This is a genomic window from Pseudomonas capeferrum (assembly GCF_013523055.1).
Lineage (GTDB): Bacteria > Pseudomonadota > Gammaproteobacteria > Pseudomonadales > Pseudomonadaceae > Aquipseudomonas > Aquipseudomonas capeferrum_A.
In genome coordinates this window covers 190,709-202,813 of the sequence record NZ_JAAMQM010000005.1, presented here as the reverse complement: position 1 = coordinate 202,813, position 12,105 = coordinate 190,709, and the positions used below count along the sequence as shown (strand labels likewise).

Here is a 12,105-nt window from a genome sequence, read left to right as displayed (position 1 = left end):
TGCGCATTCCATCTGGTCGACATGCCCCTCCGGTGGGGCTGTCCGGCTTGCAGCGGCGTCTCCCCAAGCCGTCCCGGACACAGGCCTACCGCTTGGCGATGATGTACACGGCGTGCACGATCCCCGGAATGTAACCCAGCAAGGTCAACAGAATGTTCAGCCAGAATGCTCCGCCGAAGCCTACCTGGAGAAAGACGCCTAGCGGCGGCAGAAGAATCGCGATGATGATGCGGATCAGGTCCATGAAACAGCTCCTTGTATGAGATACCAGAACAGACTGCCGCGCTGATCCAGTGGTTCCACTGTGGAACTTCAGGCAAAAAAACGCCCCGGGCCAAATACTTCAGACCTGGGGCGATGCGCAGACACGCGAGACGGTTCGTTGAATTCGTGGAAGGCAAGCGAATCAGGTCAGGCCGACACCACCCGGCGATTGTTTTGGCGGGCATGCAGGCGAGTGAAGGCACGCGCCAGTCGCGAAAGCATTTCGTCGATGTTGCCTTTGCTCACGGTGAGCGCCGGCGAAAAACGCACGACGTCCGCTTGTGGCGCGTTGAGCAGCAGGCCTTCATCCAAGGCGGCTTGTACCAGCGCCGAGGCCTGTTCCTCGCGCAGCTGCATGGCCCAGAGCAGGCCCTGACCGCGTACCTCGCCCTGGCCATACCGGCCAGCCAGGCGACTCAGGCCATCGCGCAAATGGCGTCCGCTATCCTGTACGTGCTCGAAGAATCCTGTTTCCAGCACGGTATTCAGTACGGCCAGCCCGGCGGCGCTCATCAGCGCGTTGCCGTGATGACTGCCCTCCAGCTCGCCTGTTTCGGCGCAGCAAGCTGTACCGCGAGCCAGCAGTGCCGCGATCGGTACACCACCACCCAGGCCCTTGCCTAAGGTGATGATGTCGGCGCGCACCCCATAGTTCTGCTCTGCCAGCAGCGCGCCGCACCGACCGATGCCGGTCTGCACTTCGTCGAGGATGAGCAGGATCCCCAGTTCGCGGCAGAGCCGCTCGACACCCTTGAGGTATTCGCGCGTCGCCGGAATAACGCCCGCTTCGCCCTGGATAGGCTCGAGCATGATCGCCACGGTGCGCGAATCCACCGCGGCATGCAGCGCCTCAAGGTCATTGAAGGGCACTTTGCTGAACCCCGGCAGGCCAGGTTCGCAGCGGTTGCAGGGCAAAGGATCGGATGCGGACAACGCCCCTAGGGAGCGGCCATGGCAGCCCTGGCTTGCAGTAATGATGTGATAGGCGCCGTTGCGGTGCAGCTGTCCCCATTTGCGCGCCAGCTTTATTGCGCCCTCGCAGGCTTCGGCACCGCTGTTGAGCAGATAGGCCTGATCACTGCCCGTGCTCTGGCACAGCCGATCGACCAGTTCCAGCAGCTCGCGGCTGTGGAATCCAGCGCCTGGATTGATCAATGCCTGAGCCTGAGTGGCCAATGCCTTGGCCAGCACGCCAGGGCTGTGCCCCAGGCTGTTGACAGCGCCGCCCTGGGTGAAATCGAGGTAGGCATGTCCCTCGTTGTCCCAGAGCCAAGACCCCTGCCCCCGTACGAAGACCTGTGGCGCACGCTCCACACCAGGCATCAGGTGCTTGCGGGTCAATGACGGCATGGCCGGTTCGTTTAGCGCCACGGTCTTGCGCAGTTCGACGGCAGGAGTCGAACGACGCAGGTTGAACAGGTTCATGCACGCTCCAACATCACGGTTAGGGTAATCAAGGCCCGGTCATGCGCCGGAGAGTAGTGCTCATCAGCTGAAACTGATTTTTTGCCTTGCCTATCTAAAAGCTGATCGCTTCCGAACAAGCCTCTCATGGAAGGAGCCCTGAAAAGCGCCGGAATACGGGATAGACTAGGCCTCCCAGAGCCCTTGGGCCATTTCGATTTCCCAGCTTTTTCAATAAGTATCCCTTATGGATTTCCGTCAACTGCGTTATTTCGTCGCGGTCTACGAAGAAGGTCATGTCGGTCGAGCGGCCGAACGTCTCTCGCTGTCGCAGCCTGCCCTGTCGCAACAGATCCGCCAGCTGGAGCATGGTCTCGATGTGAGCCTGTTCGAGCGCAGCAACAAACGCCTGTTGCCCACACTTGCGGCCCATACCTTGTACAACCATGCCTTGCCCCTGCTCGATGGGATGCAGCGTGCACGCGAAGCACTGGGCAACTTCAAGGGTCAATCGTTGCGAACCCTGGCCATCGGTGTCCTGCAGACGGTACGTCCCAGCCTGGTACCCCGGCTGTTGGAACGAGTACGCAGTGCCCAGCCGCATCTGGTGGTACAGATCTACGAACTGTCTGGTCTGGAAATCGAGAGGCGCCTGCTCAACGGAGGGCTGGACATCGGCATCAGCTACCTGCCGCCACGCCAGCCTGGGCTTCACGGCATCTTGTTGTACGAAGATGAACTACAGCTCGTAATCCCCAACACCCATCCCCTGAAGGACTTTAAAAAGGTTTCGCTGAAACAGGCAGCCGAGTTACCGATGTTGATGTTGGGGGAAGAATTTCAGATCCGTCAGATCTGGCAGGCACAACTGGCGAGCCTGGGGCGAAGGCCGCAGGTACAGGCAGAGATGAACAACATGGGAGGCATTCTGGACAGCCTGGCGCATACGTCGTTGGCGACCATACTTCCAGGCCGAGCCAAGGAGGCTGCGGAGGAGGACCAGGAACTGCTGTGGAAACCCTTGAGCGAGCCCCGCGTTCCCTTGAAGGTGGGTCTGGTATTTCGCGATGCGCAACGTCAGCAAGCGTCGGTGGAACTGCTTCGCACCTTGCTGGAGGAGGAAGCCGACCCGCGACTGTCGAGCCTCTCGCCGCTGGATGTGCTTGGTTGAAGACGCACAAAAAGAAAACCCCGCCGAAGCGGGGGTTTTCAGACTGTTTCCCTGACATCCTTATCGTCCCACCGTCCTGGCAGGCATCCTACGAGTCCCTGTTCTGTCCTTTGCGCTTCCTGCGCTTCGTCCATGCAAGAAAGATTAACAGTGGATCCAATCCGAGTGAAGAGGCGAAATGCCGCTACGTTGTGTAAGAGAATGCTTACAGACCAGTTTCATTCGCAGATCACCCTATACGCTTGTAAGAACTCTGCCATGGCATGGCGTTCAAAATTGTTCAGCGTCCAGCAGATAGAGACTTTCACTGCCTGCCTTCACCGACGCCACCAGCGAATGGACTCTCGGTAGCAAGCGCGCGAAGTAGAACCGTGCAGTGCCCAGCTTCGCTGCATAGAAATCTTCCTGGCCCTGTTTCGCCAGTGCGGTCCTGGCCATCATTGCCCACATGTAGGCGTAGGCGACATATCCGAAGGCATGCAGATATTCCACCGATGCCGCGCCGATTTCATCAGGGTTCGATTTCGCCCGATCGAGTACCCAGGCGGTCAGGTCGTCGAGCTGGTCAAGCGATGCCCCCAGTGGTGCGGTGAACTCATTCAGCGCGCTATCCGCCGAAGCGAGGAACTGACGAATCTCATCCGAGAACAGCTCATAGAAAGCCCCACCGCTGCCCACTACCTTGCGCCCCATCAGGTCCAGGGCCTGGATACCATTGGTACCTTCGTAGATCTGGGTGATACGTACATCGCGAACCAACTGCTCCTGGCCCCATTCGCGGATGTAGCCATGGCCACCCAGCACTTGCTGACCATGCACGGCGCACTCCAGGCCCAGGTCCGTCAGGAACGCCTTGGCCACAGGCGTCAACAGTGCCACCAGATCCTCGCTGCGCTTGCGCGTCTGGTTGTCCTCGCTGTACTTCACGCTGTCGAGTTGCATGGCGACATAGGTGGAAAACGCCCGCCCACCTTCGACGAGCGCCTTCATCGTCAACAACATGCGGCGCACATCAGGGTGCACGATGATCGGGTCGGCTATCTTGTCAGGGTACTCGGGGCCGCCAGGCGCTCGGCTCTGCAAACGATCCCGGGCGTACTCCACGGCATTCTGATAAGAGCGCTCGGCCGAAGCCAGACCCTGGATACCGACACCCAGCCGTTCGTAGTTCATCATGGTGAACATGGCTGCCAGGCCCTTGTGCGGCTCGCCGACCAGGAAACCCGTAGCCTCATCGAAGTTCATCACGCAGGTCGCGGAAGCCTGGATGCCCATCTTGTGTTCGATCGAGCCACAGGTGACGGCATTGCGTGCACCTAGCCTGCCCTCCTGGTCGACCAGGAACTTGGGCACCAGAAACAGCGAGATGCCTTTCGCGCCGGCAGGCGCGTCGGGCAACTTGGCCAGGACCAGATGAATGATGTTCTCGGTCAGGTCGTGCTCGCCGCCGGTGATGAAAATCTTGGTGCCACTGACCTTGTAGCTGCCGTCCGCCTGCGGGTCGGCCTTGGTGCGAATGATCCCCAGGTCGGTACCGGCGTGCGGCTCGGTAAGGCACATGGAGCCTGCCCAGACGCCAGCGTACATGTTGGGCAGGTATTGTTGCTTCAGCGCATCGCTGGCATGGGCATTGATCGACAGACAAGCGCCAGCGGTCAGCATCGGATACAACCCGAACGCCAGGCTGGCGGCGTTGACCATCTCCTCTACCTGGGCGGATACGGCCTTGGGCATGCCCATCCCACCCAACGCCGGCTCGCCCCCGACACCTACCCAGCCACCCTGGGCATAGGTGTTGTACGCCTCGATGAAACCTGCGGGGGTTCGTACCGCGCCGTTATCCCAATGGCAGCCTTCTTCGTCGGCCGCGCGGCTCAGGGGCGCAATGGCCTTGGCGGTCACCTTGCCCGCCTCTTCCAGCACGGCCGTGGCGGTTTCTTCGTCGACCGTTTCGGCCAGGCCCGGTAGATGCGCCCAACGCTGGGCGCCCTCGAAGACTTCATTGAGAACGAAGCGCATATCGCGCAGGGGCGCTTTATAGTCAGCCATGGCAACCTCTCGCTAGTTGGGCGGAACACGATTCCGGCGAATCGCGGCACGATGATTCCTGGAGTGTACCCGAACAACTTTTACGAGACATAGGGTCATCATGCGACCACGTAGTTTCGTTCGGTCACGCCATGCGAACCGCTCCATGCCGTGACGATTGGCCCGTCCGCCCCCGGAAACCTTCGACAACTTGCTGGCGACCAGGCGCGGGACCTGATCACCCACGTCATGCCCATGGGTGTCGTTGAATTTCTTGAAATGATCGACATCCGTCATCGCCAGCACGTAAGTGCGGCCCAGGCATTGAAGACGTTCATTGAGAGCACGACGACCGGGCAGCCCGGTCAGCTCGTCACGAAAGACCATTTGATAAGCCTCTTGGGAAACCGCCGCGGCGATCATCAGCATTACCTGGCTGCAGATGATGTTAAGGGTGAAAGGAAGGATGAAGGTCTTTGGCAGCATCCAGAAGATCCCCAGCGAGCCGACCAGCTGCGCGGCATGCAAGGGACGTGACTGGCGCAGATTCTGGATCGATAACAGGATGAAGAGGCCGACGTACAAGGGATAGGCCAGCTGGATCAGGCTCATCCATTGCCCATGCAGCGCCGGCCAGCGGATATCCGCGAGCCAGGCCAGCAATACCTCTGGGTAGCGCTGCTCCAGGGCCAAGGCGACACCGCCCACCGCGAACAGCACGGCGACGCGCGCCAGCATGTCCCGAGCCAAGTGCGTCTGCTTCTGCCACGCGCCATGGAGGCCGAACAAACCCGGCAACAGCAGGCACACCAGATGGAAGACCACTGCCCCATCCTCACGTACCTGGCCATGTTCACGATAGAAATCGGCCTGGGTACCGAGCAGGTAATAGGCGATATATACCGTGATCATCAGAAACAGTTCGCGTTGGCGTCGGTATACCGCGCAGTAGGCGCTTCCCAACAGCAGGATCAAGGTCGGCAGGACATTGAACAGTGACGTGAAGAAGACACTCAGGTCGTTCACATGAACGGCGGCCACACCCAGGCAGAGCAGACACAGCGACGGCAGAAAGTGGGTGGTGCGAACAGCGGATAAACGGAACGAGGGCAATCTCCAACCCGGCATATCAGTAATGGCATTGTGCCCTCAGGTCATCGACAGCACTCGTGAACAGATGAATACAACCCTGCCCCGGCTTTCGCGTACCCATGAAAAAACCCGCCGGCCAGGGCGGGTTTCTTCACAAGCAGAACGACTTAGCAGGACAGGCCGAAATGCTCCTCGTCCATCGCCATCAGGTTGCCCGCACCGGACAGAATCGCTGCAACGTGCGCACGGGTACGCGGCAGGATCCGCTGGAAATAGAACCGGGCCGTCTGCAGCTTGGCGGTGTAGAAGGCCTCTTCGCTGGTACCGGACGCCAGCTTCTCGGCAGCCAGGCGGGCTATGTCGGCCCAGAAGTAGGCCAGGCATGCATACCCGGAATACATCAGGTAATCCACCGAAGCGGCGCCGACTTCCTCGCGATCCTTCATGGCGGCCATGCCGATCTTCATGGTCAGCTCGCCCCACTCCTTGTTCAATTGACCCAGTGGCTCGACGAACTCCTTGACCGCTTCATTGCCCTCCTGCGCCTGGCAGAACTTGTGCACGATCCGGGTGAAGCCCTTGAGCGCCTCGCCTTGAGTCATCAGCACCTTGCGGCCGAGCAGGTCGAGCGCCTGGATGCCGGTGGTGCCTTCGTACAGCATGGAAATGCGGCTGTCGCGCACGTTCTGCTCCATGCCCCACTCGGCGATGAAGCCGTGGCCACCGTAGATCTGCACGCCGTGGTTGGCAGCTTCGAAACCGACCTCGGTCATGAAGGCCTTGGCGATCGGTGTCATGAATGCCAGCAAGGCGTCGGCCTTCTTGCGGGCCTCTTCATCCTGGCTGTACTTGAGAATATCGACCTGCTGCGCCGTGAAATAGACCATGGCGCGATTGCCCTCGGCGAATGCCTTCATGGTCAGCAACATGCGTCGCACGTCCGGATGGACGATGATCGGATCGGCCGCCTTGTCCGGCGATTTCGGGCCGGTCAGCGAACGCATCTGCAGGCGCTCGCGGGCGTACTTCAGGCCACCCTGGAAGGCCACTTCGGCATGGGCCAGGCCTTGCAGGGCGGTACCCAGGCGCGCGGTGTTCATGAAGGTGAACATGCAGTTCAGGCCCTTGTTCGCCTGCCCGATGAGGAAGCCGGTGGCATCGTCGAAGTTCATTACGCAGGTAGCGTTGCCGTGAATGCCCATCTTGTGCTCGAGGGAACCGCAGGTCACGGCGTTGCGTTCACCCACGCCGCCTTCGGCGTTGGGCAGGAACTTGGGCACGATGAACAGCGAGATGCCCTTGGTGCCGGCCGGTGCGTCCGGCAGGCGCGCCAGTACGATATGGACGATATTCTCGGCCATGTCGTGCTCACCTGCGGAAATGAAGATCTTGGTGCCCGATACCTTATACGAACCGTCAGCCTGCGGCTCGGCCTTGGTACGCAGCATTCCCAGGTCGGTACCGCAATGGGGTTCGGTCAGGCACATGGTGCCGGTCCACTCGCCGGTCACCAGCTTGTTCAGGTAGGTGTGCTGCTGCTCTTCGGTGCCGTGGGCCGACAAGGTGTTCATCGCCCCGTGGGACAGGCCCGGGTACATGCCCCAGGACCAGTTGGCCTCGCCCACCATTTCGCTGATGGCCAGACCCAGCGACTCCGGCAGGCCCTGGCCGCCATGGTCGACGTCATGCGCGAGGCTCGGCCAGCCACCTTCGACGAACTGCTGGTACGCCTCCTTGAAGCCAGTCGGCGTCTTTACTCCGGACTCGCTCCAGGTGCATCCCTCCAGGTCACCCACGCGGTTCAGCGGAGCCAGTACCTGCTCACAGAACTTCGCGCCCTCTTCGAGGATCGCATCGACCATGTCTGGCGTTGCGTCCTGGCAACCCGGCAGGCTTTGATAATGCGCTTCATAGCCGAGCAATTCGTCGCGAACGAAGCGGATATCACGCAAGGGGGCTTTGTAATCAGGCATAGCGATGAACCTCGTGAAGAGACCGGTTAGTAAGACCGCCTGACACCGACCAAGCTCTTGCCGGCTCTCGATCAAACAGTTGTTTGAAACTTACGTTTAGATAGAAACCTTGTCAAGGTATGACGAAGATGGCATTTGCGCCGCCAAAAATGGTATTTCCGCCATCGTCTGGCCAAGCGAATTCGATCAGGCGTGTAACAGCCTGATCCAGCAAGAAAAAACGACAACTCAGATTCAAAACTTCGATGGCCCGACACGAGGTCTGGCGATAAGCGCTACCAGGAATCAGGCGTAAGTATCGATGAACCTGCCAAGCAACTCGTCCGAGGCCTTTGCGACCTTGGCGCTCAGCTCGACGTCCTGTGCGGCCAGCGTTGCCTGGACCGTGCTGGTGGCCAGGTCCAGCTGTTGACTGCGATCGACCGCGCGCAAGCGTTCCGCCTGGTAGTCGCTCGACTGGCTGGTAGCTGTATGTTCAACAGTGGCGTTGGCGATCTGGCTGGCAGCCTGGTCCATGCGGTTCTGCCCGGCCCGGATGGCACCGAGACCTGCATGGAAAGCTGAATGACCGGTGATTTCCATCTCGAGACTCCATCACACTAGTAGGCGGACATCATCCATTAAAGCAGCCTCGCCAAGAAAAGGCCCGTTTAAAACACTAATAGCGTAGTGCCATCCAATAGACGGACTCATGGCAGGTCAAGAGCCCTGACAGGCAGCGGGGCAAGAGGAAGATCGACATCCTACCGACGACAGTCCGCCCCAGTCCCACCAAGCGCTCAGCCAAGCAGGCCCAGTTGCAGATGGCCCGCAACCGCTTCAGCGCTGGGTGCTTTCAGCGTCGGCACCTTGCCCAGACACGGCGCGGGCAGTCGCTCGGCGAGGGACGCAAGATTCTCTTCCAGACGGGAAGTACCCGGCTCGATGATATTGGCCACCCAGCCGGCCAATTGCAGGCCATCGCGAAGGATCGCCTCGGCGCTGAGCAACGCATGATTGATACAGCCCAGCCGAACCCCTACCACCAGGATCACCGGCAGCTTCAAGGCGATTGCCAGGTCCGAGAGGTTGGCCTGGTCAGAAAGCGGCACGCGCCAGCCCCCAGCACCCTCGATCAGGGTGAAATCGGCGTTGTACGCCAGCACTTGGTGCATGGCCGCCTGCAAGGTCGGCACCGTCAAAGCCGTGCCGGCCTCCCTGGCAGCCAGGTGCGGCGCGATGGCGGGCTCGAAGGCGAACGGATTGACCTGGTCGTAGGGCAAGCTGAGCGAGCTTTCGGCAATCAGCGCCAGCGCGTCCGGATTGCGCAAACCTTCGGCGGTCACGACGCAGCCGGAGGCCACGGGTTTGGCGCCAAGGGTGCTCAGGCCGCTGAGCCGTGCGCAACGCAGCAAACCGGCGGCAATGGTGGTCTTGCCGACGTCGGTGTCGGTCCCTGCGATGAAATAGGCTGCGCTCACTTCATTCTCCTTATGCTGGCTTGCGCAATACGCCATAGACCACCTGGTAGGTAGCAGGCAGGCCCGCGGGCTGGCGGAATCGCTCGTAGGCCTGCAACAGGCCGGCCATGCGCGCCCGCCCGGTCAGCCCGGCGGGGCGGCCGGCGTTGAGGTTATGGGCACCCAGCGCCTTGAGCTCATGGGTCAGGCTGCGCACATCCGGGTAGTGCAGGACATGGGCTCGGCGCTCCAAGGCCTGCAGTCGCAGCCCCGTGGCACCGCAAAGACGCTGATACTCTTCGAACCTGCGGAAGCGATTGACATGCACCATGCCATCCACTGCTTGCCAACTGGCGCGTAATTCGTCGAGTGTCCCCACGCACAAGCTGCTGAACGCCAGCACCCCGCCCGGACGCAACACACGTTGCGCCTCGCTCAGCACGCAGGCGAACTGGCTGCACCATTGCACTGCCAGACTGGAAAACACCAGATCGACGCTCAAGTCGCGCAGCGGCAGGCGCTCGGCATCGCCTGCCACATGGAGACTCGCGCCGCCGGCATCGCGGGCATGACGCAACATGCCTTCGGCGATATCCACCGCTACCCCGGTCGCCTGAGGATAACGCTCGTCCAGCATCCGACTGAAGAAACCGGTACCACTGCCCAGGTCAAGCCAGCGAGAAGGCGCAGGCTCGACAGGCAATTGTTCGAGCAGATAGCCACCGACCGCACGCTGCAAGGCTGCCACGCTATCGTAGCTGGCCGCCGCGCGGGAAAAAGAGGCCGCCACCTGGCGTTTGTCCGGCAGCGTGCCGGGCAGGGTCGGCCGGGAGAGATCAGTCATCACCACCCTCATGTAGGAAACTCTTGATGCCCTCCGCCAGATCCTGAGGATATTCCAGCAAGAAGGCGTGGGAACTGTCTTCGACCAGACCGACTTCGACATCGGGTAGCAGATCGCTCAGGTCCTGGGCTGCCTCGGCCGGGACCAGATGGTCGCTGCCGGCGAAAAGGTGCAGCTGCGGCCCCGCATAACGTTGCAGCGCTGCGCGGGTATCGAGCCGTTTCATCACTTCGAGGCCATTGGCCAGGTACAACGGATCGGTGTCCGGCACGCCTATGCCGAGCTGCCGCAACAGGCTGCGCGGCATCTGGGCGCCCTCGCTGCACAAGCTGCGAAAACGCTTGAGAGTGACCTGATGATGGCTGCGGCAACCATCGAGAAAGGTATCGAAGGTGTCGCCGGCCATTGCATGCGGCCAGTCGGCGCGGACCACGAAGCTCGGGTTGGTGGCCAGGGTCAGCAGCCCGCAGCAATGATCCGAGCGACGGTCGGCCAGCAGACTGGCGAGCATGCCACCGAAGGACCAGCCGCCCAGCCAGGTGTCGGTCGGCAGCGTGCGATCCAGGTGATCCAGCCAGGCATGGGGGTCGCTTACGGCGAGCTCCGGCAACGGCGCCAGCTCCACCTGCAAATACGGATCCTGAGCGCGCAGGCTGGCGGCCAGCGGTTCCAGCGCCGCGGTACCCAGCCCCCAGCCAGGTAGCAGAACGAGTCGATTACGCATCAGCGAACTCCAGCTGTGGATGACATTCGGCCAATGCATTCAACAATAGCTGTACCTGCGCTTCGCTGTGCGCCGCGCTGAGGGTCACTCGCAGACGGGCACTGCCGACCGGCACGGTAGGGGGACGGATCGCGGTGACCAACAGCCCCCGCTCGCGCAGCATCCGCGACAGCCGCAGCGCCCGTGCGCTGTCCCCCACCAGAATGGGCTGGATAGGCGTCGGGCTGTCCATCAAGCGCAGGCCTATCCGCTGCGCGCCTTTCCGGAACTGACGGATCAACGCCGCCAGGTGCTCGCGGCGCCAGTGCTCGCGGCGCAGCAATTCCAGGCTCTTGAGCGTGGCGCAAGCCAGGGCCGGAGGCTGGCTGGTCGTATAGATGTAGGGCCGGGCAAACTGCACCAGCGTCTCGATCAGCTCTTCGCTACCCGCCACGAAGGCGCCGGCGGTCCCGCATGCCTTGCCCAAGGTGCCGATGAGCACGGGCACGTCTTCGATCCCGAGGCCGAAGTGCTCGACAATACCGCCGCCGTTGGCGCCCAACGTACCCAGGCCGTGAGCATCGTCGACCATCAACCATGCACCGCGCCCGCGCGCGGCGGTTGCCAGCGCGGGCAAGTCGGCCAGGTCGCCATCCATGCTGAACACGCCATCGCTGACTACCAGCGTATTGCCTACCGCGCGTTGCAGACGGCTCTGCAGACTGGCGGCATCGTTGTGCAGGTAACGGTTGAACCGGGCGCCACTGAGCAGACCGGCATCGAGCAGGGAGGCATGATTGAGTCGGTCTTGCAGGACCGTATCGCCTTGCCCGACCAGCGCGGTGATGGCGCCGAGATTGGCCATGTAGCCAGTTGAAAACAGCAGTGCGCGCGGCCGCCCGGTGAGCTCGGCAAGCGCCTCCTCCACTTCGTGGTGCGGGGTACTGTGACCGATGACCAGGTGCGAAGCGCCACCACCGACACCCCAGCGTTCGGCGCCCGCGCGCCAGGCAGCGACCACCTCGGGGTGATTGGCCAGCCCCAGGTAGTCATTGCTGCAGAACGCCAGCAGCTTCTGACCATCGACGACCACTTCAGGGCCTTGGGGGCTTTGCAGCAGCGGCCGCTGCCGGTACAGGTCCGCGGCGCGCCGCTCGGCAAGACGCGCGGCCAGATCGAATGCCATC

At 61.7% G+C, this 12,105-nt stretch carries 10 protein-coding genes and 1 pseudogene; 1 reads left to right on the top strand and 10 read right to left on the bottom strand.

The window, feature by feature from the left end:
* Nucleotides 1-85 precede the first annotated feature (85 nt).
* Together G7009_RS07870 and G7009_RS07865 are read right to left on the bottom strand one after the other, a co-directional pair.
* Nucleotides 86-244 carry a YqaE/Pmp3 family membrane protein gene (locus tag G7009_RS07870; RefSeq protein ID WP_041022294.1) on the bottom strand — a complete coding sequence of 53 codons (159 nt, stop codon included), beginning with the start codon at nt 242-244 and terminating at the stop codon, nt 86-88.
* A gap of 167 nt (nt 245-411) precedes the next feature.
* Complete coding sequence (locus tag G7009_RS07865) at nt 412-1,689, bottom strand: aspartate aminotransferase family protein (RefSeq protein WP_181129396.1); 1,278 nt, start codon at nt 1,687-1,689, stop codon at nt 412-414.
* Between the two features lie 226 nt (nt 1,690-1,915).
* On the opposite strand from G7009_RS07865, the gene G7009_RS07860 reads away from it, so the two are divergent.
* Nucleotides 1,916-2,839: a LysR family transcriptional regulator gene (locus tag G7009_RS07860; RefSeq protein ID WP_181129395.1), complete on the top strand. Its 924-nt coding sequence runs from the start codon at nt 1,916-1,918 to the stop codon at nt 2,837-2,839.
* A 270-nt stretch (nt 2,840-3,109) separates the two neighbouring features.
* Here the strand turns inward: G7009_RS07860 and G7009_RS07855 are convergent, their stop codons facing one another.
* From G7009_RS07855 to bioF, 8 genes and pseudogenes are all read right to left on the bottom strand, one after another.
* Nucleotides 3,110-4,888 carry an acyl-CoA dehydrogenase C-terminal domain-containing protein gene (locus G7009_RS07855; protein WP_181129393.1) on the bottom strand — a complete coding sequence of 593 codons (1,779 nt, stop codon included), beginning with the start codon at nt 4,886-4,888 and terminating at the stop codon, nt 3,110-3,112.
* 132 nt (nt 4,889-5,020) lie between these two features.
* Nucleotides 5,021-5,995 (bottom strand): annotated as a pseudogene (locus tag G7009_RS07850) (diguanylate cyclase domain-containing protein); the annotation flags it as partial.
* A gap of 131 nt (nt 5,996-6,126) precedes the next feature.
* On the bottom strand, nt 6,127-7,932 hold the full coding sequence (locus G7009_RS07845; protein ID WP_181129389.1) for a phenylacyl-CoA dehydrogenase: 1,806 nt from the start codon (nt 7,930-7,932) through the stop codon (nt 6,127-6,129).
* Nucleotides 7,933-8,217: 285 nt separating this feature from the next.
* Entirely contained in the window at nt 8,218-8,514 is a 297-nt protein-coding gene (locus G7009_RS07840) for a pyrroloquinoline quinone biosynthesis protein PqqE (RefSeq protein WP_181129387.1), read from the bottom strand.
* Nucleotides 8,515-8,711: 197 nt separating this feature from the next.
* Nucleotides 8,712-9,392, bottom strand: coding sequence for a dethiobiotin synthase (bioD, locus tag G7009_RS07835; RefSeq protein ID WP_181129385.1), 681 nt, complete (start codon nt 9,390-9,392; stop codon nt 8,712-8,714).
* Nucleotides 9,393-9,402: 10 nt separating this feature from the next.
* Nucleotides 9,403-10,215: a malonyl-ACP O-methyltransferase BioC gene (gene bioC / locus G7009_RS07830; RefSeq protein WP_181129383.1), complete on the bottom strand. Its 813-nt coding sequence runs from the start codon at nt 10,213-10,215 to the stop codon at nt 9,403-9,405.
* Nucleotides 10,208-10,939, bottom strand: coding sequence for an alpha/beta fold hydrolase (locus tag G7009_RS07825; protein ID WP_181129381.1), 732 nt, complete (start codon nt 10,937-10,939; stop codon nt 10,208-10,210). The genes bioC and G7009_RS07825 overlap by 8 nt, the downstream gene beginning before the upstream one ends.
* On the bottom strand, nt 10,932-12,104 hold the full coding sequence (bioF, locus tag G7009_RS07820; RefSeq protein WP_181129379.1) for an 8-amino-7-oxononanoate synthase: 1,173 nt from the start codon (nt 12,102-12,104) through the stop codon (nt 10,932-10,934). The genes G7009_RS07825 and bioF overlap by 8 nt, the downstream gene beginning before the upstream one ends.
* Between the last annotated feature and the right edge of the window lies 1 nt (nt 12,105).

Excerpts from the sequence above, each read along its gene's own strand:
- G7009_RS07870 (WP_041022294.1), bottom strand. The coding sequence starts at position 244 with ATGGACCTGATCCGCATCATCATCGCGATTCTTCTGCCGCCGCTAGGC.
- G7009_RS07865 (WP_181129396.1), bottom strand. The coding sequence starts at position 1,689 with ATGAACCTGTTCAACCTGCGTCGTTCGACTCCTGCCGTCGAACTGCGC.
- G7009_RS07860 (WP_181129395.1), top strand. The coding sequence starts at position 1,916 with ATGGATTTCCGTCAACTGCGTTATTTCGTCGCGGTCTACGAAGAAGGT.
- G7009_RS07855 (WP_181129393.1), bottom strand. The coding sequence starts at position 4,888 with ATGGCTGACTATAAAGCGCCCCTGCGCGATATGCGCTTCGTTCTCAAT.
- G7009_RS07845 (WP_181129389.1), bottom strand. The coding sequence starts at position 7,932 with ATGCCTGATTACAAAGCCCCCTTGCGTGATATCCGCTTCGTTCGCGAC.
- G7009_RS07840 (WP_181129387.1), bottom strand. The coding sequence starts at position 8,514 with ATGGAAATCACCGGTCATTCAGCTTTCCATGCAGGTCTCGGTGCCATC.
- bioC (WP_181129383.1), bottom strand. The coding sequence starts at position 10,215 with ATGACTGATCTCTCCCGGCCGACCCTGCCCGGCACGCTGCCGGACAAA.
- G7009_RS07825 (WP_181129381.1), bottom strand. The coding sequence starts at position 10,939 with ATGCGTAATCGACTCGTTCTGCTACCTGGCTGGGGGCTGGGTACCGCG.
- bioF (WP_181129379.1), bottom strand. The coding sequence starts at position 12,104 with ATGGCATTCGATCTGGCCGCGCGTCTTGCCGAGCGGCGCGCCGCGGAC.